The organism is Desulfuromonas sp., assembly GCA_002869615.1.
Taxonomy (GTDB): Bacteria; Desulfobacterota; Desulfuromonadia; order Desulfuromonadales; family UBA2294; genus BM707.
On sequence record PKUH01000001.1, the window covers coordinates 25,641 to 49,235 of the forward strand.

General features: G+C 50.0%; 25 protein-coding genes, 1 pseudogene and 2 riboswitches. Of the genes and pseudogenes, 9 read left to right on the plus strand and 17 right to left on the minus strand.

What is annotated here, in order from left to right:
• Positions 1–14 precede the first annotated feature (14 nt).
• Genes C0623_00100 through C0623_00110 form a run of 3 tightly spaced genes read right to left on the minus strand, consistent with a single transcriptional unit; the run spans position 15 to position 2,545 of the window.
• On the minus strand, positions 15–878 hold the full coding sequence (locus C0623_00100; protein PLY03789.1) for an amino acid ABC transporter permease: 864 nt from the start codon (positions 876–878) through the stop codon (positions 15–17).
• Positions 879–904: 26 nt separating this feature from the next.
• Positions 905–1,729 (minus strand): amino acid ABC transporter substrate-binding protein, encoded by an 825-nt coding sequence (locus tag C0623_00105; GenBank protein PLY03790.1) that lies wholly within the window; start codon positions 1,727–1,729, stop codon positions 905–907.
• Positions 1,730–1,753: 24 nt separating this feature from the next.
• Positions 1,754–2,545 carry a polar amino acid ABC transporter permease gene (locus tag C0623_00110; protein ID PLY03791.1) on the minus strand — a complete coding sequence of 264 codons (792 nt, stop codon included), beginning with the start codon at positions 2,543–2,545 and terminating at the stop codon, positions 1,754–1,756.
• 97 nt (positions 2,546–2,642) lie between these two features.
• Here C0623_00110 and C0623_00115 point away from each other — a divergent pair, with 97 nt between their 5' ends.
• The 6 genes and pseudogenes from C0623_00115 to C0623_00140 all read left to right on the plus strand — a co-directional run bounded on the left by C0623_00115 (position 2,643) and on the right by C0623_00140 (position 7,438).
• On the plus strand, positions 2,643–3,047 hold the full coding sequence (locus tag C0623_00115; protein PLY03792.1) for a tRNA (N6-threonylcarbamoyladenosine(37)-N6)-methyltransferase TrmO: 405 nt from the start codon (positions 2,643–2,645) through the stop codon (positions 3,045–3,047).
• Positions 3,048–3,088: 41 nt separating this feature from the next.
• Entirely contained in the window at positions 3,089–3,745 is a 657-nt protein-coding gene (locus C0623_00120) for a carbonate dehydratase (GenBank protein PLY03793.1), read from the plus strand.
• 2 nt (positions 3,746–3,747) lie between these two features.
• Positions 3,748–4,314: a DNA-3-methyladenine glycosylase I gene (locus C0623_00125; GenBank protein ID PLY03794.1), complete on the plus strand. Its 567-nt coding sequence runs from the start codon at positions 3,748–3,750 to the stop codon at positions 4,312–4,314.
• A 239-nt stretch (positions 4,315–4,553) separates the two neighbouring features.
• A riboswitch (cyclic di-GMP riboswitch) is annotated at positions 4,554–4,632 on the plus strand.
• A gap of 40 nt (positions 4,633–4,672) precedes the next feature.
• Positions 4,673–4,751: riboswitch (cyclic di-GMP riboswitch) on the plus strand.
• Positions 4,752–4,980: 229 nt separating this feature from the next.
• Positions 4,981–6,333 (plus strand): annotated as a pseudogene (locus C0623_00130) (hypothetical protein).
• 48 nt (positions 6,334–6,381) lie between these two features.
• A complete protein-coding gene (locus C0623_00135) occupies positions 6,382–6,807 on the plus strand; it encodes a hypothetical protein (GenBank protein ID PLY03795.1) in 426 nt (141 codons plus the stop codon).
• Complete coding sequence (locus C0623_00140; GenBank protein PLY03796.1) at positions 6,788–7,438, plus strand: hypothetical protein; 651 nt, start codon at positions 6,788–6,790, stop codon at positions 7,436–7,438. Before C0623_00135 ends, C0623_00140 begins: the two co-directional genes overlap by 20 nt.
• A gap of 73 nt (positions 7,439–7,511) precedes the next feature.
• On the opposite strand, the gene C0623_00145 is transcribed toward C0623_00140, so the two are convergent.
• Positions 7,512–8,459 (minus strand): fructose-bisphosphatase class I, encoded by a 948-nt coding sequence (locus C0623_00145; protein ID PLY03797.1) that lies wholly within the window; start codon positions 8,457–8,459, stop codon positions 7,512–7,514.
• A 137-nt stretch (positions 8,460–8,596) separates the two neighbouring features.
• Between C0623_00145 and C0623_00150 the strand changes: the two genes are divergently transcribed.
• Complete coding sequence (locus C0623_00150) at positions 8,597–8,959, plus strand: hypothetical protein (protein PLY03798.1); 363 nt, start codon at positions 8,597–8,599, stop codon at positions 8,957–8,959.
• Positions 8,960–9,032: 73 nt separating this feature from the next.
• Here C0623_00150 and C0623_00155 read toward each other — a convergent pair whose 3' ends face one another.
• The 4 genes from C0623_00155 to C0623_00170 form a co-directional block, all read right to left on the minus strand.
• Complete coding sequence (locus tag C0623_00155; GenBank protein PLY03799.1) at positions 9,033–9,221, minus strand: hypothetical protein; 189 nt, start codon at positions 9,219–9,221, stop codon at positions 9,033–9,035.
• Between the two features lie 151 nt (positions 9,222–9,372).
• The gene (locus C0623_00160) at positions 9,373–10,569 is read right to left on the minus strand and encodes a hypothetical protein (GenBank protein ID PLY03800.1); all 1,197 of its coding nucleotides are present in this window, start codon (positions 10,567–10,569) and stop codon (positions 9,373–9,375) included.
• Positions 10,566–11,342: an inositol monophosphatase gene (locus tag C0623_00165; protein PLY03801.1), complete on the minus strand. Its 777-nt coding sequence runs from the start codon at positions 11,340–11,342 to the stop codon at positions 10,566–10,568. The genes C0623_00160 and C0623_00165 overlap by 4 nt, the downstream gene beginning before the upstream one ends.
• Positions 11,332–12,111 (minus strand): sulfate transporter CysZ, encoded by a 780-nt coding sequence (locus C0623_00170; GenBank protein PLY03802.1) that lies wholly within the window; start codon positions 12,109–12,111, stop codon positions 11,332–11,334. The genes C0623_00165 and C0623_00170 overlap by 11 nt, the downstream gene beginning before the upstream one ends.
• A gap of 267 nt (positions 12,112–12,378) precedes the next feature.
• Here C0623_00170 and msrB point away from each other — a divergent pair, with 267 nt between their 5' ends.
• Positions 12,379–12,786 carry a peptide-methionine (R)-S-oxide reductase gene (gene msrB / locus C0623_00175; protein ID PLY03880.1) on the plus strand — a complete coding sequence of 136 codons (408 nt, stop codon included), beginning with the start codon at positions 12,379–12,381 and terminating at the stop codon, positions 12,784–12,786.
• A 55-nt stretch (positions 12,787–12,841) separates the two neighbouring features.
• Here msrB and C0623_00180 read toward each other — a convergent pair whose 3' ends face one another.
• Genes C0623_00180 through C0623_00195 form a run of 4 tightly spaced genes read right to left on the minus strand, consistent with a single transcriptional unit; the run spans position 12,842 to position 17,581 of the window.
• On the minus strand, positions 12,842–13,612 hold the full coding sequence (locus tag C0623_00180) for an ATPase (protein PLY03803.1): 771 nt from the start codon (positions 13,610–13,612) through the stop codon (positions 12,842–12,844).
• A gap of 21 nt (positions 13,613–13,633) precedes the next feature.
• Positions 13,634–14,341 (minus strand): hypothetical protein, encoded by a 708-nt coding sequence (locus C0623_00185; GenBank protein PLY03804.1) that lies wholly within the window; start codon positions 14,339–14,341, stop codon positions 13,634–13,636.
• Positions 14,342–15,103 carry a serine/threonine protein phosphatase gene (locus tag C0623_00190; GenBank protein ID PLY03805.1) on the minus strand — a complete coding sequence of 254 codons (762 nt, stop codon included), beginning with the start codon at positions 15,101–15,103 and terminating at the stop codon, positions 14,342–14,344.
• 3 nt (positions 15,104–15,106) lie between these two features.
• Complete coding sequence (locus tag C0623_00195) at positions 15,107–17,581, minus strand: hypothetical protein (GenBank protein PLY03806.1); 2,475 nt, start codon at positions 17,579–17,581, stop codon at positions 15,107–15,109.
• A gap of 164 nt (positions 17,582–17,745) precedes the next feature.
• Here C0623_00195 and C0623_00200 point away from each other — a divergent pair, with 164 nt between their 5' ends.
• Complete coding sequence (locus C0623_00200) at positions 17,746–18,507, plus strand: hypothetical protein (protein ID PLY03807.1); 762 nt, start codon at positions 17,746–17,748, stop codon at positions 18,505–18,507.
• Here the strand turns inward: C0623_00200 and C0623_00205 are convergent.
• From C0623_00205 to C0623_00225, 5 genes are all read right to left on the minus strand, one after another.
• Positions 18,427–19,452 carry a hypothetical protein gene (locus C0623_00205; protein PLY03808.1) on the minus strand — a complete coding sequence of 342 codons (1,026 nt, stop codon included), beginning with the start codon at positions 19,450–19,452 and terminating at the stop codon, positions 18,427–18,429. The genes C0623_00200 and C0623_00205 overlap by 81 nt on opposite strands.
• A 28-nt stretch (positions 19,453–19,480) precedes the next feature.
• Positions 19,481–20,485, minus strand: a complete 1,005-nt coding sequence (locus C0623_00210; GenBank protein PLY03809.1) for a hypothetical protein — start codon at positions 20,483–20,485, stop codon at positions 19,481–19,483.
• Between the two features lie 70 nt (positions 20,486–20,555).
• On the minus strand, positions 20,556–21,137 hold the full coding sequence (gene cobO / locus C0623_00215; protein PLY03810.1) for a cob(I)yrinic acid a,c-diamide adenosyltransferase: 582 nt from the start codon (positions 21,135–21,137) through the stop codon (positions 20,556–20,558).
• 232 nt (positions 21,138–21,369) lie between these two features.
• Positions 21,370–22,185, minus strand: a complete 816-nt coding sequence (locus C0623_00220; GenBank protein PLY03811.1) for a hypothetical protein — start codon at positions 22,183–22,185, stop codon at positions 21,370–21,372.
• 78 nt (positions 22,186–22,263) lie between these two features.
• On the minus strand, positions 22,264–23,568 hold the full coding sequence (locus C0623_00225) for an ammonium transporter (protein ID PLY03812.1): 1,305 nt from the start codon (positions 23,566–23,568) through the stop codon (positions 22,264–22,266).
• Positions 23,569–23,595: the final 27 nt, after the last annotated feature.

Below are 23,595 nucleotides of genomic sequence, written 5' to 3' on the forward strand. Positions count from 1 at the left end.
TGAAAGAAGATATTCTACTCGTTAAAGCGGAATGTCCGCTCCAGTTTTCCGGCAACAAGCGAACAACTCCAGGTTAAGAAAAAATAGAGCGCCGCGACGGTCAACCAGATTTCAAATGTCAGGTAGGTTGACGCCATCAACTCCATCCCCTGGAATGTCAATTCCTGGATCGAAATGACCGAAACAATCGACGAATCCTTGATGGTCGAAATGAACTGGCCAGCCAGAGGCGGAATCATTCGCTGGAATGCCTGCGGCAGAATAACCGTGCGCAATAGCTGCCAGCGTCTCATGCCGAGTGCCATACCGGCTTGCCACTGCCCGGATTCGAGTGACTCAATGCCGGCACGGACAATTTCCGCGAGATAAGCCCCTTCAAAGAGAGCCAGGGTAACAATTGCGGCAATAAACGATTCAAGATAAGCAACCGGAGCAAAAAACAACTCAACAATGCTTCGGAACGATTCAGGAGCACTGGCAACAGCGTCGGCGATACCGGTTTTTGGTAAAATCTGATCGCTGACAAAATAATAAAAAAGCAGGATCAGAACCAGCGGCGGCAGATTGCGCAACAGGCCGACATAAAAAGTCCCGGTCAGACGATTAAATAGATGCGAACTGACCCGCAACAACCCGACTATCAACGCGAGCGGCATCGCCAGAATCAATGCCCAGATACTCAGCTTGATCGTCATGAAGAGGCCCTGTATCAGGAAATTGGCGACCCAGCCTCTTTCCGGATCGTAACGCACAAGATACTGCGGGATCGCCGCCCAGTTCCATTGATAGGAGAGACCGATCTCGACACGGTAGAGAAACCACCCGACAGCGACCAGAACCAAAGCCAATAGAGCCGTATCAAGACGCCGCCAGCCCATTCTGAACAAACCTCCCCCGTTCAATCCTATTCTACCAACCCTTTCCAGTCGTTAGTTGTAAACCAATAACGATAGCGTTGCTGCAGCCAGCCATTGGCGTCATTGACCAGGATCCAGTTATTGAGAAAATTAAGAAAATCAACATCGCCTTTGCGGATAGCGAACCCGATCGGTTCCCTGGTGAAGGTTTCTCCCTTTAAAGGAAGATATATTTTTCCGGCATACTTGATTACCTGGAATTCAGGGAATGGCTGGGAAGCCACCAGGGCATCGGCGCGATTATTCAGAATTTCCTGCAAAGCCTGTCCTTCATCGTCAAACAGCCGCAGTTCGGCTTTCGGCAGATATTTTTTGGCGGCCATGGCCGCGGTCGTACCGATCCGGGCAACAATCGTTGTTTTGCTGTTATTAAAATCCGCCAGTGCGGTCCGTCCCGCAGCTCGTTTGTTGCTTGCCAGTATCGACATTCCGCTGTATTCATAGGGCCGGGTAAAATTAACCTTAAGGTTACGTTGCGCAGTGATCCCCATACCACCAATGATAATGTCAAACTTGCCGGTCAGAAGAGCCGGGATAATTCCGGACCATTTTGTTGGAATAAATTCAACTGCAACATTCATATCTTCAGCCAATTTACGGGCGACCTCGATTTCATAACCGACAAATTCGCCGGACTTGTCCTTCATCGCCCAGGGGACAAAAGTTGAAAACCCGACCCGCAAACGATTTTTCTGCAGAACCTGCTCAAGGGTACTCTGTTTCGCAAGATCGAGTCGAACGTTATCGGCCATTGCTGGCAAAGGCCAAACAATCAGTGACAGAACTATCAGCAACAACAGAGAATGCTTCATAGTAATAATCCTCCTCGCATAGTTTCAGGATTTTTGATCAACCAGACTCCACTCAAGCAACCTGACCAGACCCGACATGGAGAGCGTCAACAAGAGATATACAAGAGCAACAGAAATCCATATTTCAAAGGTCAGAAAAGTTTCGGCAACGATCTGCTGCCCCTGCATGGTCAGGTCATAGATGGCAATTGTCGAAACAAGCGCCGAATCCTTAACCAGCGATATCGATTGACTGGTCAACGGTGGTATGACCTTGCTGATCGCCTGGGGCAATATAATATAACGGTAACAATGTCGCGGACTCATTCCAAGAGCGCGGGCCGCATCCCATTGACCGCGGGGGATCGCCAGGATACCGGCCCGGATGATCTCGGCAGCATAAGCTCCTTCAAAGAGACTCAATGCCAGAATCGCCGAGGCAAAACGACCGATTCCACAAACTGGAGCCAGGACAAAATAAACGACAAAAACCTGTACCAGGAGAGGCGTATTACGGATAGTTTCAAGATATCCGTATCCGATCAGACTCCCGACAAGGCTTCCGGAGAGGCGCAACAGGGCCGTTACGCCGCCGATAACCAGAGAAAAAACAAGAGATATCAGAACGATTTGAATAGTAACATTGAGCCCCTGCAGCAAGGGTCCAGGAGCAAAGCCACCGTCAAGTGGTTGGTAAAAAAACTTCACGACCCGGAACCACTGCCAGTTATAGCCAAGATTCTCGGCACCGCTATAAAAACCACTACCAAGTAAAACCAGTAAAATAAAGAAAGATATGATCTGAATCAGGTTGGCTGGTCGCAAGAATAATTGCATAGCATCATTTAAAGTCTGTTTGCGTATCAAATTGATTTAGACGATAATAACACGAATATATTATAGTTTTGATCTTCAACTCGGGATTTTTAAACAAATGAGCCTGACTGACACTTTTACGCTACAAAAAATCGGGCATGTTCGAACACCATTCCAGGCAATGCAGGAGTGTCCACGTAACACAGATCCGGATGGTCCGGTCTGCCGGCTTGAACTCGATCCGCAATTCACGGACGGACTTTATGGTCTCTCCCCGGGTGACCGGATACTGGTCCTCTACTGGCTTGACCGGGCGACCGTTACCGGGATGCAGCGCCCTTCTCGCAAGACCGGTGAAATCAAAGGGATTTTTGCATTGCGTACACCGCACAGACCGAACCCGATCGGTACTGCCGAAATTATCATTGAAAAGATCAGCGACAATGAAATTGTGACCAGAGGGCTCGACTGCCTTGACATGACACCCCTGCTCGACATCAAACCGGTCATGAAAAATAAATGACTGAAGATTAGCTTTACAGGCGATCATTTACAGGAGGTTCTATGAGAGAATTACAAAACCTGTTTAATAGAAACAAAACGTGGGCAGAACGGGTCAAGAAGGAAGATCCCGATTTTTTTACCCTGCTTTCAAAACAACAGGCGCCGGAATATCTCTGGATCGGCTGTTCCGACAGCCGGGTTTCAGCCGATGCAATTGTTGATCTGATGCCCGGCGACATTTTTGTTCATCGCAACATTGCCAACCTGGTTATCCACACCGACCTTAACTGCCTGAGTGTGATCCAATATGCCGTCGAGGTCCTCAAGGTCAAGCACATCATCGTCTGCGGCCACTATGGCTGCGGTGGCGTGAAAGCAACCATGGAAGACGCCCGGCACGGTCTGATCGACAACTGGCTGTGCCACATCCATGATATCAAACGTAAATACAAGGAATTCTTCAATAAAATAACAAGTGAGCAGAAAAAATTCGAGCACCTTTGTGAATTGAACATTATCGAGCAAGTCGCCAATATCTGTGAGACAACTATTGTCAAGGACGCCTGGCGCAAAGAGCAGAAGTTGACCGTTCATGGCTGGATTTACCGCCTTGAGGACGGAATTATTCGCGATCTTGATGCGACTGTCGGATTCAACCAACCCCACGAACAGATAATCGAAGAAGCTGTTAAAAAGATTCTTGTCAAAAGAGATTAGACATGCCCCTCAACCGCTGTAAATGGGCAGGAGAAGACCCCCTGATGGTTGCTTATCATGACTCTGAATGGGGTGTCCCGGTTCATGACGACCGTTTACTGTTCGAGTTCCTCATTCTGGAAGGCGCCCAGGCCGGTCTTTCCTGGCAGACCATCCTTAACAAGCGAGAGGGATATCGGCAGGTGTTTGCCGATTTTGATCCGGTCCGGATTGCTGAATTTACACCCGATACCGAGGAAGCGTTACGCAAAAATCCGGCAATTATCCGCAACCGGCTAAAAATTTCATCAGCGGTCAGTAATGCGCAGGCATTTTTGAAAATCCAGGAAGCATTCGGCAGTTTTGATCGGTATCTCTGGAGTTTTTTCGATGCGCTGCCAATACAAAACAGCTGGCAGAACTGGCGTGAGATTCCGGCCCAGACTCCGGAATCTGAACTCCTCAGCAAGGATCTCAAAAAACGCGGCTTCCGTTTTGTCGGACCGACGATCTGCTATGCCTTCATGCAAGCAGTCGGCATGGTCAATGATCACACCACCGACTGTTTTCGATATACTGAGCTTACGTAAGGTACCGATCTGTTCGTCACCCCACCTTAAGACTTATTGCGAAGCCGTTCACAACAATCAGCTCACCCGGTCAATCCTTTAAGAAAAATAAATCAGAAAAGATAAACGCTCCTGTTTGAAAAAATTACCGTTATCATTCAGTACTTTTCAAATCGTATAAGCATTACTAATACATCCATAAAAAGTTTTAATTTGCTTTTCATTGTTAGCAAGAACTAATCTTCTGCGCATAATATTTTGTCTGTAAAAGCCAAACCAATCGTGAGATTGGGACGGAATGCCACGGGTCTTCAATTTGAAGATCGCCGGGCTGCCAGGACTTCATTAAACATGAATCCTGGTTTTTTTATTGGCATAAACCTGAAAAGACCAAACCATTCGCGAGATTGGGACGGAGAGCCACGGATCTTCAATTTGAAGATAGCCGGGCCGCCAGGGAACTGAACAGTTGCCTGGTTTTTTTTGGCCACAAGAAAGGAGGTAAAGAAAAAGGCTGACAAAAAAACCGGGAACTCTTCAGGGAGTGCGTTCAATCAATTTTATTTTGATGAAAACCAAACTAAACGGGAGGAAAAAACAATGCACAAAATTCGTTTTTCAATCAAAATGGCCAGCCTGTTTGCAGCCATTTCCCTGGCGATCACCCCCGCCGTCCTGGCCGATACCATTACCAGTTGGGACATGTCGGACGTTTCTCCGATGGCGCCCACCAATGTAACAGATCCAGATTTCGTTTTTGACATTTACAATTACATTGAACCGGGCTCACTGGTCGACCCTAACACCGGAGCGGTTGCAACCGGCGGCTTCATGCCAAGCGGCTATGCAAAATATTCCGGCGGCGTAAATTATCTGCCGAACGGCGCCATGACCTGGAAAGAACGTGACACCCAGGGCCCTGGCCTGAGTGTTGTAACCGGCGATAACGTGACCGGCGCCAACTGTATCATGTCGGCCGGCTGGAACCCCGATTCGACTCCTACGGCAACCCAGATGAGTGACTGGTGGGGTGTTGACCTCAAGCAGTGTTCTGATCCGTGGCAATCGAGCAAACGCTTTAAAGTCGTCAGCTACAACCTTGATGCCCCGGTCGACCTGGTCTTCAACGTCTCCGCCAACGGTCAGGAGGATATCTACCGTGTCCTGCAGAAATATGGCAACCAGACCGGTCAGCGTGTTTCAGGCTACACCCAGCAGCTCGGTTTCGGCACTGGCGCCAATTTCGTTGAGGCTGCCCCCGGTCAGGGTCTGGCATATACTTTGAAGAACGGCACCAAGCACGACAACAATGATCCGACCCCGAGCTCCATGGCGAATCAGGGCGAACTTGATTCCCTGGTCGCCCACGGCCTCTTTGGTGCACCAGACAAACACCACACATCGGCCGGCTACTTTAATCCGTACGTTCGTGCCAACTTTGGCCTGCTGGCCGGTGAAACCCACATCAACACCACCGGCATGCATCCGGTTCACACCGACCTGTTCGGCGAGTGGATGCCTTCAAGCAATCTCAAAGGCGCCATTTACTTCGACATGGACGGTATCATTTACACAGACAATGCCCTGATGGGTCACTGTGACGGCGCTTTCAATGAAGAAATTGCCCAGACTGTCGGTGCTGCCGAAGGCTGTCAGGGTGAGTGGGTTACACATCGTGAATCGCTGGTTCCGATCGATAATGGCGACGGTACCTGGACGATTCCGCCTTCCCACGGCGCCGACCCGAGTGACCCTGCTTATGTCCGGAATGTTATCCCGGCAGATGTTGTTGCATCCTGGGATACAAATCCGCTCTGGATTCCCGGTGACATTGACGATTTTGCCAACGTTAACATTAATGCTTACATCTCAGTCGGTAACGCTGCCAGCTGGCCGACTGCCGATGCCGCAGGCAACGCCAGCTTCACCATGCGTATTACCCCGACCTTTGATGCGGCGACTGCCACAACTGAGCCTGGCACTTCCGCTCCTGAAGATTTCATCGTCTTCATCGAAGCGCCGACCACGGTTGTACAGTAGGTATTTAATGTAACGTAAAGCAAACTGGATATTTATCTGGAGGATAAAATGAGAACAACGAAACTTATTATAATGGTGATGATCTTCGCATTCGCATGTGCCACCATGGCCCACGCCGGCTTGCAAGTTCAACAAAGCCAATCGGTTAACTTCACCGCTTCTGTTGAAAACAATACCGACAACAGTGTACCGGCAGCTGTTAAGCTGACCGGTTTCGATGACCGCGGCACAGTCATTGGCCACCTCTGCCAGCAAGCATGGTTGAGCGAAGGAAGGACAACTGATGTCGACTTTTCCTGGCAAGCACCAGCTTATGCCACCGGAGTTTACTGGACCTCCAAGGTTGAGGTAAACGGAGATTGTCCAAATAGTAATAATTCAACTTATGACGATGACCATCACGACGATGACGATGACCATCACGACGATGACGATGACCATCATGACGATGACGATGACCATCATGACGATTGATCATCAGCAATCGGAAATTCATAAAAAATCCCGGCAAGCAATTGCCGGGATTTTTTATGAAAGTAAAGTCAAGGTTACTGAGAAAACTCGAAATTTGACCTACAAACAATTTACTTGTATTCTAATAAACAAATTTGAAGAAAGTGAAGTTTTTAATAATTATCTACCGTCGGAGGAAAAAATGGTGAACAGATTCGGAGTCATTTTCGTTTTTTTGCTTACATTGAGTTTTCTCATGCCGACACACTCAACGGCAGCAGACACGTGGGCGTATTTATCGGTTAAGGATGCCCTGAACAGCTCCTTGGCCAAGGACAAACTCGACCCTTCGCTCTCCTTCTACATGAAGGGCCAAAAGCATGGAAAAACACGCAATGCCTCACGAGAATACACCGCTAACAAACGCGCCCGAAAGTTCGGACGGTCAGCCGAACAGGCCTGCGAAAATGCATTTATTTCGGCCTTGCTTGCCTTCCAGGACAGAGCGTCACGTGAAGGTCGAAATGCCGTAATAGATCTTTATTCGGTCACCAAGAATAAAGATTATGTCGATCGAGAGAAATATTCCTGTCTTGTTGGCGGGATGATGACGAATGTCGCGCTACGAGGAAAAGTGGCAGATATTAAATAAATGTTTTTCAAAAAAGCAACAGCCCGGCTCTTCTGCTGAGCCGGGCTGTTGCTTTTTCAATCCGTTGTCCGCTTCAACCCTCTTCCGCGATAAACTTCTCCAACATTTCGATTTCCGCCTTGCTCCCGATGAAGATCGGAGCACGATCATCAATTTCCTTCGGCAGATAGTCAAGGATTGGACCCTTGCCGGTCGAGGCCGCACCACCGGCCTGTTCAATCAAAAAAGCCATTGGATTCAGTTCGTACAAAACACGGAGTTTGCCATCGGGTAGATCACTCAAGTGCGGGTACATGAAGACGCCACCCCGCTTGATCAGAACCTGATTGATATCCGGAACAAATCCACCGCTGTAACGGAGCTTGGTTCCGCTGTTTTCCAGATACTGGGCAAACTTCTCGGTGCCGGGAGAGTATTTCGTCCGGGTACCACCCGGGGCGTAGACCCTGGCCGGACCTTCAAGTTTGATATTCTCTTCGACGAGATCAAATTCCATCAGCAGATTCATCGCAAATTCATGAACGCCGTTACCGGTTGATACGACCATAGTGGTTCTCGGACCATACAACACATACAACGCCGCAACCTGGTTGCGCCCCGGTTGCAGAAGGTTGTCACCCTCATAAATAGAAACGATCGTTCCAACAGCCAGATTGACATCAACCAGCGATGAACCGTCGAGCGGATCGAAGGCAATCGAATAACGCCCGTTTGTCGGATATGTTACCGGTGTAATCTGGTCTACTTCCTCAGAAGCGATATTGGCGACGACGCCGGAATGTATCAGCCGTTTTGTAATAATCCGGTCAGACAACACATCAAGTGCCAGTTGCTGCTCACCGTAGAGGTTCGATGTTCCGGCAACGCCGAGGTCACCAGTACGGATAGCATTGATAATATATTTCGATGCATTGGCAATCTCACAGATAATCCGGGTTAGATCCCGGTCGACCCCTGTTTCGCGTAGATACCGGCGTAGATTGATCTGAAATTTGGTTTGTCCCCGTTCAGTTGATGCCATAACTTTCCTCCTGAATTTTCAATCTGTTCAGTTTAATCCAACAGAAGCACCGGAGCAAGGAGAGATATGGAAAAGTTGGTCTTGACCCGACACTTACCGGTGCTATGCTGTAAGAAAGGCAATCAATGGAGGACAAAATGGAAGAGAACAGGGAAGAAAAAAAACAGGAAAACGGCAACATGACGACCGAGAAAATCTGGAATTCAACAGTTAAAACCTTCCACTCGGCGACGTTCAAGGCAAATCAGTACAAGCGGATCGTGCAAAAGAAAATTGATCTCAATGCCGTCCAGAAAAAAATCAGTGCGGCTCATTCCGACCTCGGCAAACTGATTGACGACATGCGCGAAGCGGGTGAAAAAGCGATCCTGAACAAAGCCGATGTCAGGGCAATGTTCTCCCAGATCGATTCCCTGAAGCATACGGCAACATCATTGGTCGAAGAGATTGAGCTGATCAAGTCCGAAGAGGAACCGACGGAACCGGAAGAAGTTAACTGACGCCGCATTCATCAGCCTTTTCATAAAAAAACCCCTTCTTGCGAAGGGGTTTTTTGACTCATGGTGTCGTCTGTCAGCGTCTGTGTTTCTTTCCTTTCGGCACACTGTGGAGATGTGAATCCTTGTACTCACGATCCCGTTTTTTCATTGACTCCTGAATACTCTCTTCCACTTCAGCCATCTCACCAGCATGTGCATCCATAATCTCAAGGTCGGCATCCAGGCGGGATAGTTTGTCCGGATCAGATTTCGTCTCTGCCATGTAACCTCCTCGTGCAACTGGGCCCGCCGAAACAGACCGTTATTCCGGACAGGCGTTAAAAAAACTCTGAAAACCATAATACCTTACACCTAAAATATAACTGCTGAAACCGACGAAACAACCCCTAACCTGCTGTTTTATTGAGAAAAAATTACAACCCGGCACGCCATTCCTCGACCAGGGTCGGAAAATCAAGACCGAAACCATTGAAAACACTGGCAAATGCCTCTGGGGTAGCAAGGCCACGGCCATAAGCATTCAATAAGTCCTTCAAACTGTGCCACCCGAATTGATTGACCAGGTATGCCACGAAAGAAAAACTCTGTTCATAAGCAAGCAATGCCTGTCGACGTTCAAAGCGGTCAAAACTCTGTTCAAGCTCCGCGAAACCGAGGAGTTTTCCTTGCGCAATCGCTTCGGAAAAATGGGTGCTCCGCGATCGTGGATGGTTCTCGGCAGTCATCGCCGTACCTTCATAAATCCAGGCTGGAGCCCGGCCACGGCTTATCTGCTGTGCAAGAAAATGATTGTATTCGTGCGTAAGGATACGATCAAGATCGGCCGCTTCAACGCGGCGGGTGCCGATTGGAATCCGGATTTTCCCGTCAAACCGTCCGGCCGACCAGGCCGGAGCACCGGTTGTCATATCGTAATCATCTCGAGAATAAAGAATTACCTGCACTGTTTTCTGCGGATAATGATTCAGCAGCGATCCCTGCTCGGCATAAGCAACCTGCAGGATTTCGATAACCCTGTCTGCAAGCTCGGCATGGGTTCGCTCATCAAAAGTGACGGTGAAAATTGAGTTAACGTCCTGCACCATCGCCTCTTCAACTTCTATTTCTCGCTGTACCTGTTTAATCTGTTTTTGAAGATCAAGGTCGCCTGGAGAGATCTGTTGCGCTTTTATCAACACATCACGGGCTGCCGGAAGGTTCCCTGCCTGATAATATAAATCACCCAGTCGGCGTACAGGCAAATCGGAAGCAGGTAGTTGGCTGACAGCTTCAAGCAGGTATTTTTCGGCCAGCAGTTCATCTCCGCTCCGTGCATAAAGATCACCCAGAAGCAGGCTGAAGCGACCATCGTCGGGAGCCAGTTTGCGCCCGGAATTAAGGTACCTGACCGCTGTCGCGTTATCACCTTGCTCAATCGATTTCCGGGCGGAGACAAGATATAGCTCAGCCATTCCGGCCTCGTCGGTTACTGACGAATGGTCATTGCCGTCCCGGTTATCACGGAATTCATCGTAGTTCTGGCGAACAATCGGACTGTCGGCAAAAACAGTACCTGAGACAATTATAGAGGCGCAGAAAAAGAGAAACGTAAAACCGACACACCGCTTCATCGTCGAACAGCCTGGCTGAGAACAGCGAGCATCGGTTGATGAATACGGCCATTACTGGCAACAATTTCCGGCTTATAAATATTGGCAGTATTGCCGCAAAAATCTGACAGAGTGCCGCCCGATTCAACAACAAGCAGCATCCCGGCCGCGACATCCCACGGTTTCAGCTTCATCTCCCAGTACCCATCGAAACGACCGGCGGCAACACAGGCAAGATCAAGGCTGGCAACACCGGGACGACGGCAGGCCTGGGCCGCTTGTTGAAAATTGACAAAGTGATCATAATTATTGTCCGGGGTCGTTTTTCGATCATAAGGAAAGCCGGTTGCCAACAGAGACTGGTCAAGGTCCGGTATCGATGAAACCAGGATCGGTCGGCCATTAAGGGTCGCTCCCTCCCCTTTTTTGGCAACGAACAGTTCATCATTGCACGGGTTGTAGACGACGCCGGTAATGATCTCACCGGCGACCTCCAACCCGATCGAAACGGCAAACCAGGGAAAGCCATGAGCGTAATTGGTCGTACCGTCAAGTGGATCAATAATCCAGCAGTGATCACTTGTCCTGACACCATAATCCCCTTCTTCAGCGATAATGTCATGGGTCGGAAAACGCTCCCTGATGGTGGCAACAATTGCTGCTTCAGCCGCCTTGTCGGCCTCCGTTACCAGATCGACTTCACCCTTGTGTTCGATCCTGATGTCGGTACCGAACTTCTCCATCAGGATGCCTGCCCCCGACCGGGCTGCGGACACCGCCGTTTCAGTCAGCATCAGAACCTCCGGTAATCTGCTGGCGGGTACTGTCGTACCAGAAATGCACCGCCCCGACCACACCGAGCGGTATCGTAAAAAACTGTAGGAAAGGGATCGCCAGCAGGCAGAGAGAACCGAGTCCAAAACCGAGCGAAGCCATTTTTCGCTGCCTGATAAACTGCCGCTGATCGCTGAACTTCTTCTGGTGGCGGGCGAAGATAAACCCGGTGTATTCAATGACCAGAAAAAGCGCTGTCCAGATGATCGACAGCACCGAATAGAGCACCGGCCCGACCGCCGGTAATAATAGCAGGATCAGAAGGACAAGCATCCCGCCAATAAAAGCCGCAATTTTGAGCATATCATCAAACAGAATGCGAAGGCTCTCACGCAGGAAAGTTCCGAGCCGGAAGCGCTCATCATTCTGCCGGCCGGTCAGAAGCAATTCGGTCTTTTCCGACAGCAGATCATTAAAAGGGGAAGCGATCAGATTGCCGACCACGGCAAAGAGGAAGAAAAAAAGGAGTGCCGTCGCGACAATCGCAACTAACCAGAGGAAATAATAGAGAAACGCCCAATACCAGGCGTCACCTTGCGGGATCATCGTGGTGACCGTTTCCTCAAAAAAATCAAGACCGAACCAGACGGCACCGGCGAAGACAACGGTGTTGATCAGAAAGGGTATCAGCACATAAAGAATCAACCCGGGATTGGCCAGAAGATAACGCCCGGCCTTGAACGGGTAGGAGAAGCCGGCCGCAAAACCGACGATACTGTTTTTCACCATAGAAGCAACCTGTCAGACTCTGTTTTAGATATTAATTTTCAATATAATAATCATAAGCGATTTAAAGATAATTGTCGACTTCTGACCCGACGCCTTGCACACCCCGAAAATGATGATTAAATTGGTAATAAAAGGAGCAAAAACATGCGAAAGCGAAGGAACATTATTATCTTTCTGGCGTTGCCGCTTCTATTAACCATCAGCAGCATCAGTGCCCTGAGCGACGAATCAATTCGTGTTTATTCAGTCAAAAACGGAGAATACATCGTGACCGATAAAGTTGAAAAGTCCGCCGAAGAGTGGAGCAGGATCCTGCCGCCGGATGTTTTTCACATCACCCGCCAGCAGGGGACCGAAGCCGCCTTTTCCGGAAAGTTCTGGAACCACAAGGAACATGGTATATATCGATGCGTTGCCTGCGGACAGGACCTCTTTCACTCCGATACCAAATACGATTCCGGTACCGGCTGGCCGAGTTTCTATGAGCCGGTCGCGCCGGAGAATGTCGGAACCGAAACTGACACCAAGTTCTTCATGGTCCGCACCGAGGTCCATTGCAGCCGCTGCGACTCGCACCTCGGACACGTCTTCCCGGACGGACCGAAACCGACCGGCGACCGCTATTGCCTCAACTCGGCATCACTGGCATTTGAACCGATAAAAAAAGAGGACTGATGATAGTCCTCCTATAAGAATCCCGGCCTGATGGTAAATGGTAATCAGTTACCGCTCAGTCTGGATCAGATTTGTGATAGTGGTTATAGAACTGGCGCGCGGTACGACCGCTACGTGCGGCCCTGGCGGCGGCGAACAGCTTGGCCGCGGCATGGAGTTCTTCCCTGTTGCCCGAATATTCCCGGAACAGGTGATCGACAATTGACAAATAATTCTCCAGGCTTCCCGGATAAAAGGCGACCCAGAGGCCAAAACGGTCGGAGAGGGAAATGCGCTCTTCAACGGCATCTGCGTAATGAATTTCACCGTCGACCAGCTCGGTCTGAAGATTGTCGCTCATGCGCTCCGGAAGCAAATGGCGGCGATTGGAAGTCGCATAGACAAGAACGTTGGCAGGTGCCACTTCGACAGAACCTTCGAGCACGCTTTTCAAATGCTTGAATACGCTTTCGCCGGTTTCAAAGGAAAGATCGTCACAGAATACGATAAATTTGTACGGTTGTTCACGCAGGCCATCGACGATTTCCGGCAAATTCACCAGGTCATCCTTGTCGACTTCAACAAGGCGTAGGCTCTTGCTGCGAAAAGCATTGAAAACAGCTTTAACCAGGGAAGATTTCCCGGTGCCGCGTGCCCCCCATAGCAAAACATTATTTGCCGGGTTTCCGCAAAGAAACCGCTCGGTATTGGTGACAACCTGTTGCTTCTGTTGATCGATACCGATCAGGTCGGCAAGTTGTACGGGATCGATATCCCGCACCGGGCGGAGTGTCCGGTTGTATTGCCGCCAGATTGCAGCATGGCTGATTGTCCAATCGATCGACAAGGAGTCCTCCCGTGAAGCAGTTTACTGCTCCGGCAGCATGAATCGCAACTTGACGTTGCCAATCTCAATCTGATCACCCGATTTAAGACTGGAAGCATCCCTTACTTCCTGACCGTTCAGCCTCACCTTGTTTTTCTTTTCCGGAGGAATCAGACCGTAACCGGAGCGATCTCGTGAGATAAAACAACCGATCTTCGGAGCCAGCATCCCTTCGAGCTTCACCTCGGAGTCCTGATCTTTACCAACCAGGGTCAATTTTGCACTCAGATCATACCCCGGCTTATCGGTACTGCCGGACAAAACCTCAAGGCGGCCGACCGGACCGGCCGGTTGTTCTACCATCTCGGTATCATCGCCGATCAGCTCACGTTGTTTTTTTGTATCGAGAATCATCGTTTTTTCCATCTGCAGCTCCTCGATGCCGGCCTGACCTTCGTTGACCTCCTCGTCAAGGAAAACTATCGTATGCTTGCCGATGGTCATAACGTCGTTATCAGCCAGGGCCCATTTGCTGATTTTGCGATCATTGACAAATGTCCCGTTGGTACTGCCGAGATCCTCGACAAAAAAGTGCCCCATCTGACAGACGATATGCGCGTGAAAATTGGACACCGCCAGGTTGTCGATCTGGATATCGTTTTTCAGATTTCTACCGACGGTAATCAAATCCTTGTTCGAATCAATTACCTTGAGCACTTCATCATTGAATTTGAGTAACAGGCGTGGCATTCAGGACCTCCGACCAAACAGATTGGTAATTTTTGTTTTCAATGTACCCTCTTCAAGAAATATCAGCAAGACCGTAATATTGTCATGCCCACCGTTGCGATTGGCGAGTTCAATCAGCATCCGACACGCTTCTCCCGGTCCGGATGCAGACAGGATAATCGAGCGGATAACATCTTCGGAGAGTGAATCGGTCAGACCGTCACTGCAGAGCAGAATCCGGTCGCCGTCTTTAGCCGCTATCGTGGCCAACGAGGCCTCGATTTCGCTTTCCAGGCCGAGACAGCGGGTCAAAACGTGGGCCATGCGGCTGGTGGTCCCGACATCAGCCAGACCTTGGCGCTGCTGTTCAGCCAGCACCGTGTGATCCTCGCTAAGTTGCTCCAACACCTGGCCTCTAACCAGATAGGCCCGGGAATCGCCAACGTTGGCGAGACAGACTTCGTCATCCCGAAACCAGGCCGCGACTACGGTTGTTGACATTCCACGCCAGGCCGGATTGCGCTCCGCCTCCCGCCGGAGGAGATCATTGACTTCACTGATGGCACTGCCGAGAAGCTCTTCAGGCTTACCTTCTCCCTGTTGCTTTGCCAGAAATTCCGGTAGTCGATCGGTCACCAGACGGCTGGCAATCTCCCCGGCCGGTTGCCCGCCGACACCATCGGCAACGACATAAAAGGACTGTCGTTCGTCGAGAGAGAAGCTGTCTTCGTTATTCTTCCGGCGTTGACCGATATCGCTCAACCCTCCTGCCCGAATTCTCATGGATTAACCTGTCTTGTCGATGCACTTTTTTAACGCATCGGCAACTTCGGTGGCATTTTTATAACGATCCCTGACATCCTTTTTGAGAAGCTTTCTTACAACGGCATAACAACATTCCGGCAAATCGGACCGGACTCTCTTTAATGGCGTGTATTTGACGTTGGCAATATTGTGCATCAACGCTCCGAGACTGTCGCCAGAAAACGGCTTCTCGCCACAGAGCAATTCGTAGCAAACAACTCCAAGTGAAAAGAGGTCGGAAGCGCCCTCGATCTTCTTTCCCGATACCTGTTCCGGCGACATGTAGCTTGGCGTACCGAGGATTGTTCCGGTTTGGGTCTGGGTAGAGTTTTTGATCCGCGCGATCCCGAAATCGGTAACCTTGATCTGCCCGTTTTTGAGCAACATCAGGTTAGACGGTTTGATATCGCGGTGATAAATATCGTTTTTATGAGCGTAAGCCAGTGCTTCAGCAATCTCGACAGCAAGCTGCATCACCTTTTTCGGTTCAAGCAGTTTTTTGATATTGCAATGGGCAGTCAGGTCCTCCCCTTCGAGATATTCCATCGCCATATAAGCGAGGTCGTGTTCCTCGCCGGCATCGTAAATCGTTACAATATTCGGATGGTTGAGGCGGCCAGCCGCTTCCGCTTCCCGGAAAAAACGTTCCTTGAATTCCTTCAGTTCGGCCGGCTCGACTTCCTGCAGATTGAGGGTTTTGATCGCAACTTCACGGTTAATCTTGGGATCGCGACCGAGATAAACCGTGCCCATGGCGCCCTGGCCGAGTTCACGAACAACTTCGTATCGGCCGAGCGTCGGGGCGGTCGAACCCTTACCGAGAACCATTGTCCCGTCGCGTTTGCCATTACCGCCGAACACGACTGACTGTTCCATGTTGTTCAGCTCTTCTATTTTCTTTTTCGCATCCTTGAATTTGCCGCCCCTGAGCAGGTGTTTGTAGACCGCAATCGCTTTATTGAACATCCGCTTCCGCTCAAAGTCGAGCCCGAGATTATAAAGAATCTCGCGAATCGATTGATCTTTGACCGGAATATCCCGAAACTTGTCAAAGGCTATGTCAAGCATGCCCTGTGATTGAAATGACAGCCCGAGCATTTTAAGATCTTCAAAATTCCGGGCAGTCCCACCGAGATAGCGCTGCATGGCAATCAACAACATCCCGAATACGAAAACCATAAGATGCGGTGCCATCTGAAACCAGAGCCCTTTGAGCATAAGCAAGCCGGTGACAACGCCAATCCAGCTGACAAGAAAAGAGGCCTGAAGAAGTAATCCGAGCCCGAAATGCAGACGCGGCAACACCAGGATCATAAAAACACCTAGATAGATCAGAACTGACAATTCCAGAAGAAAGCCCCAGAACGGCCTGATAATCTGCTGTCCCGAAAGCAGATCTGAAATCACTGCGGCCGCCGATACAACCGGTGCCGGTTGCGGGACCGGTACAACTCCGCCCGTTGTCCGCGCCGACGTGGTCAGCCCGAGAAGCACAATTTTGTCTGCCAAGGCATCATCCGGCAACACCCCGTTTACAACATCAACAATCGAGTGTCGGGGGACGGCTGATTCGGTGACCGGATTAACATAAACCGAATAATCCTCGCCGGTTGTAACCGCCTGGTTATTCAGGTAGAGCACTTGCGTATCGACTTTCAGATAGGGATTCTTTCTCCTATCTGCCGCACCGGCCAGTTGCAGTACCAGGGCCGGAAATAATTTTCCCCTGTATTTTTTAAGTAAAGAGACCGCACGGGCGCGGCCGTTAAGATCGGACTGATAAAAGACATGGCCAAGCAATGTCCCGTCGTTGCCAAAAGAGCCGAAGCCGGGAATGAGTTCGGCGGGGGAATCTTGTCGACGCAGCGGATTGTGAAGAGCACTCAGGCTTGCCTGCCAATCCGGATCAGGATGGGTTGATTTTAAATGCGGTGGTAGAGCCTCGGACGGATCAGGTGCAAGTTCACCGGCCGCAAAAGTGTAAGGCAGGACCTTCACCGGAGGAGACTGTAGAGCCTTGGTCAACTGGCCATTACCATCAATCGATGATTCGATTTCGGCCAACTCGAGGCTGAGCGGCCCTTTTATGCGGTTAGATTTAAGCTGCCGTTTCAATGATCGCAAACCGGCCAGCCCAGGATTCCACTCCTCTTCTTCAAGGAGCAGATGCACACCGATAGCAGCCGGGTTCTGTGCACTGATGCGCTGTAACGATTCAGCAAGATATGTCCGTGGCCAGGGCCAGCTTCCGACTGTTTCGAGGCTTGACTCATCAATAGCAACGACTGCGACCCGATCAACATCGGTCCCGGAACGCAGTCGGATTATTTGATCAAAAAGAAGATGATCGATTTTTGTAAAGGGAGGACATTCAAAAAGGGAACCGGCAACAATAACGACAAGCAAGAGACCCCGGAGAACCGGACCGGATATGAACCATTTCAGAATTCTTTTCATCTGCAATAATCCATCAAGGAATCACTAGGAGACAATTCAATTCGGGAACTATAACACAGCCGATCCGATTCCATGAAGAAATTCATACTGTTAGCTTGCAGATTTGCGTGTGCAAAGCTAAGATGTAGACGCTTCTACAAAACCTGACTCTCACGGGGGACTTCATGAAAAAACTGACCAAACGCTTCAACCTGCCGTCCTGCACGGTGGACAAGCGATTGATCACCCAGTTGGAAACCTATTTCAACACCCGGATACCGACATTTCTGAAAAAAGATCTGACCCAGATGATGAACCTCTACGACCTGAAAAATCCGGCCTCGCTGCGAACCTATGCCCTGACAATCGAGGAAGGCAAAGAAGTCAGTCAGCTCGAATCGATCAAACAGTATCGGGAAGAGAATTTTGACCCTAAAATCAAGGGAATCAAAATGCACCTCAAAGTCGGCCGACCCGAGGCGATTGACCTGCAGATTGTTTTTAATCGTTTTGCAGCACCCTACATGGAGATTGCAACTGTCAGCGAGAATGTCAAGAAAACCATCCCCCGTATTGCTGAACAGATTCAAAGCATCTTTGAATCATGGTCGAACAAGAACCACATCGTTTCAACCAGCTGGTTCCGCTCGCTGCTGGTTCTTGCGCCTCTGGCCGCCGTTACCGGTGCCGGGCTTTTACTCGGGGGCAACCCCTTTTTTCTCGGAGCCTCCCTCGGCTGGCTGTTGATTCTGAGCGCTCTTCTTGCGTTCAACCTCTACCGGCTGTTTCAGCTGGTCAGCTTCAAGACCCGCAAGCATGTCGCCTTGAAAAGACTCGGGGCTATTGCGCTGCTGACGGTCAACCTGTCACTGATCGGCTTTTATATCTTCGTTCTTTTCGTCAACCTTGACATCCTGTCCATCCCCACCTGGGTCAACGTATTCTGACGACACCGATTCTGCCGGTCCGGTTCCGGCAATTCTCCGGGTCAGAATCTGCTCGATCTGCAGCAATGAATCGCTTCCGGTAATCGAGCGAAAAAGTTTTGCCAGCAACCAGAGCAGACCGATCGGCAGAACCACCGTATTCAGTGTAAAAACGGCAATCATCTTCAGCAGGTTTTCGATCATTCCGGTCAAACGGGTCTTCATCCGGCTGATTCGATGCTGCAGGTCGATCATTTCACCAACCTGTTCCGCCTTTTTTTTGACACCATCCCAGATACCGTCCGTTTTTCGATCACTTGATCCGTGTTCCATCGGATCCATTTTGCGTAACGCTGCGTTGCCATGTTCGATTTCGTTGACCGCCGAAGTATAATGCTGATCGAGGAACAGAGCATAGATCTCTTCATTGACAGCGGCAACAACCGGGATACAGAACCGCACGACTATTGCAAGAAAAACCAGCCTGGTGCCGAACCGGGTCAATGTTTGACGCCATCGCCCTCCGGACCAAAGCCCGGCGAGAATAAACAGTAGAGCCGGGAATAGCAGCAGCTTGATGCTGAACCAGGGGCTGATCTCAATCAACATTTTTTGCATGCCCAATGAAACCAGGCTGACCAGCATCACCCAGGAAAAACGTTCGATCATATCATTTACCGGGTCGAGCGCCTCACCGACCGCGATCGTCACGCCGACACCGGCCGGAGCAATATTAATTTCGCTATCCTGGATAACCGATATAATCGCATTGGTCGTACGCGCCAGGGCAAACGAAACAAGTGCCCGATTAAAAGCATCGTCGACATAACGCATACCGATTTCATCGGCGCTGTTCAACAGTGGTGACTCAAAGACGCTCAGATAGAGTGGCGGCACCAGAACCAGCAGCAACAAGACAACAATAATTACACTTTTGATGGTTTTCGCCTTTTGTATCGACGCCATGATTACCTCCACACCTGAATCAGGTTGCTCATTGTAGATATTTTGCCCCGAAAAGGGTTTCAAGGGTTACAACGAATCCCGGCTCATCCTTCCAGCCGGTTTCACGCCGATAAATAATTTGTGGCTTTAACTCGAGAAAAAGCCAGCCTTGATGAATATCTTTCCGATAGCGCAGGCTGCTGAAGTAGTAAAGATCATTCAGCTTCGGTCGAGTCTCGGCAGTCGTACCGATTTCAAAAGAAAGAGATTGCCGCCGATTGAACAGGTGATTGACCTGGAAAACCTGGGTCAGCAACTGGTTGCCGGGAACCTGCTGTTGCCAGAGCAGCGAAGTAGCCGAACGAAAAAGCGTGCTCGCGCCGATTTTTCGCTCCAGGTCGAACTCCCACCCGTTTTCCCAATCATCTTCCGTGTTGTACTCAGCCTTGATTGTCCCCCGGAACATCCATTTCTCGCCGAGCGGCTGATAATTGCGGTACCTGAATTTCACAAAAGCTTCCAGCGGACTTGTTAATTTGATGCAGGGACGAATTGATAAATTCCATTTTTCCTTCTGCCTCAGCATGAATTGCAGAGCTGCTGACAAATCATTATCATCGATTTCTTCATTCAGCTCAGTCCCGCTGGTAATGCGGTCGGAATCTTCTTCCTCATCGCGTTCATCCCGACTCTCGATAACAAAATTAACTTTTTCTTCAATCTGCGGCAGATCGACCTTGATGCGAAACTTACCGTCATAATCACGGTGCCCGCCCTCACTGAAAATAGCGCTTCCCCGAATCTGGATATAAGTTCCGGTCGCTTCTTCGTAAATACGTTCTTCGCCGAAAAAGCTGTCGATCCTTTGTGACAGACGTTCCACAGTATTTGAAATGTACGAGTGCGTCGCATTGGCGCCCCTGACCCCGGGAAGGTTCAATTGTGGTTCGGAAATTTCGGCAAGGGGGGCAGGTTCCTCTTCGGCCTTGACCGCAGCAGGACAGTACAAAAAGGCGAAGACCAGGATAGAGGCCAGTAATAATAGAGGAAACAATGAAATTTCCGTTCTTGACCATATTTTCGGAGGTAATAGCATTAAGAATAAGTTTACCTGGTGCGACGATTCAGTAATCGATGCCGGGTTGCGGTTCGATGTCCTTGCGATAGGCGTGTTTTATTTCATTGACTTCACTGACGGTATCGGCCAACTCAATCACGTCGGGATGGGCATCACGACCGGTCAGGACCAGATGCATCTGGGCGGGGCGGGACTTGATCAGTTCAATGACCTGCTCAATATCGACCAGTTTCAGCTGACGCGCATTATTAATTTCATCGAGAATGAGTAAATCATAGGCCTGTTCCGAAATTTTTTCCATGGCGAGAGCAATTGCATACTGGGCGTTTTCGCGATGCTCTTCGCGCGAATACGGATTACCGAGGATCCCGCAGAAGCCTTTGCCGGTTGAAAAGAGTTCAACACAATGTCCCAGTTTCTTGATACCATCCCATTCACCGGCGTACATATCACCTTTCATGAACTGGATGATTCCGACCTTCATGCCATGCCCGACAGCGCGCAGAACCATGCCGAGAGCAGCCGTCGTCTTCCCCTTGCCGTGACCGGTGATCACGAGCACGAGGCCCTGCTTCTTTTTCGGTTCGTATTTCGTAACTTCGACCGGTTCCGGTTTTTTTGTTTCCATATTTCCCCCTGTATTATTCCTGAACAATTCTAGCATGTTTCAACAGCAACAGGCAAAATAGCCAGAATCTATCTTAATTTGATGCCGGCTGGCTCGGGGTTAATTCTATAAAAAGCGACACAACTGTATTGCAATTGATTTACCGTGCCACGGACAAAAAAAGGCCGCTACCCGGGAAGGTAGCGGCCTGAAGTCGATTAGGAGGCAAATCCTTTCGACAAATCTTACTTTTTTAGAATGCGAGAGTAACGCTCACACCGCCGGTCGAAACAGCGTCTTTACCCATTGCGAATTCAGCCTCATCACTGAGAGAATCAGTGTAGAGAGCCGAAACGTCAATACTGACCTGTTCGGAAACTGCATAGCTCAGGCCAACGCTCAGTTCGTAGTTGTGCAGTTCACTATAAGGTTGCTCATTACCGCTGTTGTCAACATCCTCTGTCAGAAACGGGCTTTCATCAGCATAGGAAACAGCAGCACCGAGGGAGAGGCCAAGGTTTTTGGCGAGTTCAATATCATGGCCACCAGCAAGGACATAGTACATGCCTGCTGCATCAGATCCATTTGCCATCGCACCCTTAGCAGCCTGATAATCGTAGTAGATGGTCAGGCTCGGAGCCAGGATGGTATTTAGAGAAGCACCGACATAAAGTTCGTGGGTGTTACCCGGAACATTGAAGTTGTAGTAGATATCACCAACACTTATAGAGAGCATATCGTTGACGTCAAAAGAATAATCAAGAACGATATCGGTTTCGGTTACTTCGTCATGCCCGAGAACATTAGCATCATTAATGCCGTCTCCTTCTGTATCAATAAGTCCTTGCGAAGATGAAGACAGTTGAGTGTTGGTCCAGTAGCTGACGGTAAAACCGTTAAAGCTCATGTCCATGCCAGCCTGCAGAACCGGTTGCGAACCGCTCAGCTTCAGTCCACGCCATACGTACTCATCATAAACACCTGCGTAAACATCACCTTCAACTTCAACTGCTGCAGCCGGAGCTGCGAACACCATCAGAGCCATAACGGCCAAAACAAGCTTCTTCATTTCAATAATCTCCTATAAAATAATGTTGTTTGAAAACGCCGGACGACTTCATGCCGTCCGGCACAATTAAGCGTTTCTTTATGTGTTGATCTTCTGGAAATCCGGATAAGCTTCCATACCGATTTCGGTAACGTCGAGGCCCTTGAATTCTTCCTCTTCGCTGGCACGGATGCCGATGGTGAACTTGATAATCATCCAGACGATTGCAGATGCGATCATCACGAAAGCACCGGTAGCGATCACGCCGATGAACTGGGTCGCGAAGCTGGCGCCGTCGTCAGTAATAGGTACTGCCATGGTGCCCCAGATACCGCACACCAGGTGAACCGAAAGAGCACCGACAACGTCGTCAATCTTCAACTTGTCGAAGAACGGAACGGCCAGGACACAGAGGATACCACCGACAGCGCCGATCAGGGTCGCAGCACCGAGAGACGGAGTTGCCGGACCGGCAGTGATTGAGACCAGACCAGCCAGAGCACCGTTCAGTCCCATGGTGACATCAACTTTCTTGTACATGATCTGAACCATGATCATGGCTGCGATCATACCGCCGCAAGCGGCCATGTTGGTATTGGCCATAACGTTCGACATTTCAATCGCCGAAGCGGCATCGCCAAGTGCAAGCACAGAACCGCCGTTAAATCCGTACCAGCCCATCCACAGGATGAAGGTACCGAGGGTAGCAAGAGGAATGTTGGAGCCAGGCATCGGGTTGATGCCACCAGTTTTGTTGTACTTGCCTTTACGGGCGCCAAGAATGATGGCACCGGTCAGAGCAGCCCAACCGCCGACCGAGTGAACGATGGTCGAACCGGCGTAGTCAGCGAAGCCCATTTCCGACAGCCAACCGCCACCCCAGCCCCAGGAACCCTGGATCGGGTAGATAATTCCACAAAGTACGGCGCAGAACAGCAGGAACGACCAGAGCTTGATCCGCTCAGCAACGCAACCGGACACGATCGAACAAGCCGCGCCGCAGAAGACCATCTGGAAGAACCAGTCAGAAGCAGCAGCGTATCCAGACGAATAATCACCGGCAAGGGCAGCAGCATCATCAGCAGCCCAGAGGCCGAAAGAACCGACATAACCACCGTCAACACCGGCGTACATCAAATTATAACCACAGATGTAGAACAGGATGCCGGCGATGCCGAACAGCGAGATGTTCTTCAGGCAGATGGTCGCAACGTTTTTCTGACGGACCAGACCTGCTTCAAGCATACCGAAACCGGCAGCCATCCACATGACCAGGATGCCCATCACCAGGAACGAAAAGGTGTTCAGTACGAACGACAGTTCCGAAACCGGAGCATCTTCGGCCAGAGCGAGAGTCGGAATCGCCAGAAGACCAAGAGTGATAATCGAGACAAACTTTTTCATTTTTCCATATCCTCCTTAATTGGATAG

Excerpts from the sequence above, each read along its gene's own strand:
- C0623_00225 (PLY03812.1), bottom strand. The coding sequence starts at position 23,568 with ATGAAAAAGTTTGTCTCGATTATCACTCTTGGTCTTCTGGCGATTCCG.
- C0623_00115 (PLY03792.1), top strand. The coding sequence starts at position 2,643 with ATGAGCCTGACTGACACTTTTACGCTACAAAAAATCGGGCATGTTCGA.
- C0623_00165 (PLY03801.1), bottom strand. The coding sequence starts at position 11,342 with ATGCTGACTGAAACGGCGGTGTCCGCAGCCCGGTCGGGGGCAGGCATC.
- C0623_00120 (PLY03793.1), top strand. The coding sequence starts at position 3,089 with ATGAGAGAATTACAAAACCTGTTTAATAGAAACAAAACGTGGGCAGAA.
- C0623_00105 (PLY03790.1), bottom strand. The coding sequence starts at position 1,729 with ATGAAGCATTCTCTGTTGTTGCTGATAGTTCTGTCACTGATTGTTTGG.
- C0623_00140 (PLY03796.1), top strand. The coding sequence starts at position 6,788 with ATGACCATCATGACGATTGATCATCAGCAATCGGAAATTCATAAAAAA.
- C0623_00190 (PLY03805.1), bottom strand. The coding sequence starts at position 15,103 with ATGAGAATTCGGGCAGGAGGGTTGAGCGATATCGGTCAACGCCGGAAG.
- C0623_00160 (PLY03800.1), bottom strand. The coding sequence starts at position 10,569 with ATGAAGCGGTGTGTCGGTTTTACGTTTCTCTTTTTCTGCGCCTCTATA.
- C0623_00170 (PLY03802.1), bottom strand. The coding sequence starts at position 12,111 with ATGGTGAAAAACAGTATCGTCGGTTTTGCGGCCGGCTTCTCCTACCCG.
- C0623_00125 (PLY03794.1), top strand. The coding sequence starts at position 3,748 with ATGCCCCTCAACCGCTGTAAATGGGCAGGAGAAGACCCCCTGATGGTT.
- C0623_00135 (PLY03795.1), top strand. The coding sequence starts at position 6,382 with ATGAGAACAACGAAACTTATTATAATGGTGATGATCTTCGCATTCGCA.
- C0623_00100 (PLY03789.1), bottom strand. The coding sequence starts at position 878 with ATGGGCTGGCGGCGTCTTGATACGGCTCTATTGGCTTTGGTTCTGGTC.
- C0623_00200 (PLY03807.1), top strand. The coding sequence starts at position 17,746 with ATGAAAAAACTGACCAAACGCTTCAACCTGCCGTCCTGCACGGTGGAC.
- C0623_00145 (PLY03797.1), bottom strand. The coding sequence starts at position 8,459 with ATGGCATCAACTGAACGGGGACAAACCAAATTTCAGATCAATCTACGC.
- cobO (PLY03810.1), bottom strand. The coding sequence starts at position 21,137 with ATGGAAACAAAAAAACCGGAACCGGTCGAAGTTACGAAATACGAACCG.
- C0623_00185 (PLY03804.1), bottom strand. The coding sequence starts at position 14,341 with ATGCCACGCCTGTTACTCAAATTCAATGATGAAGTGCTCAAGGTAATT.
- C0623_00150 (PLY03798.1), top strand. The coding sequence starts at position 8,597 with ATGGAAGAGAACAGGGAAGAAAAAAAACAGGAAAACGGCAACATGACG.
- C0623_00155 (PLY03799.1), bottom strand. The coding sequence starts at position 9,221 with ATGGCAGAGACGAAATCTGATCCGGACAAACTATCCCGCCTGGATGCC.
- C0623_00110 (PLY03791.1), bottom strand. The coding sequence starts at position 2,545 with ATGCAATTATTCTTGCGACCAGCCAACCTGATTCAGATCATATCTTTC.
- C0623_00205 (PLY03808.1), bottom strand. The coding sequence starts at position 19,452 with ATGGCGTCGATACAAAAGGCGAAAACCATCAAAAGTGTAATTATTGTT.
- C0623_00220 (PLY03811.1), bottom strand. The coding sequence starts at position 22,185 with ATGAAGAAGCTTGTTTTGGCCGTTATGGCTCTGATGGTGTTCGCAGCT.
- C0623_00195 (PLY03806.1), bottom strand. The coding sequence starts at position 17,581 with ATGAAAAGAATTCTGAAATGGTTCATATCCGGTCCGGTTCTCCGGGGT.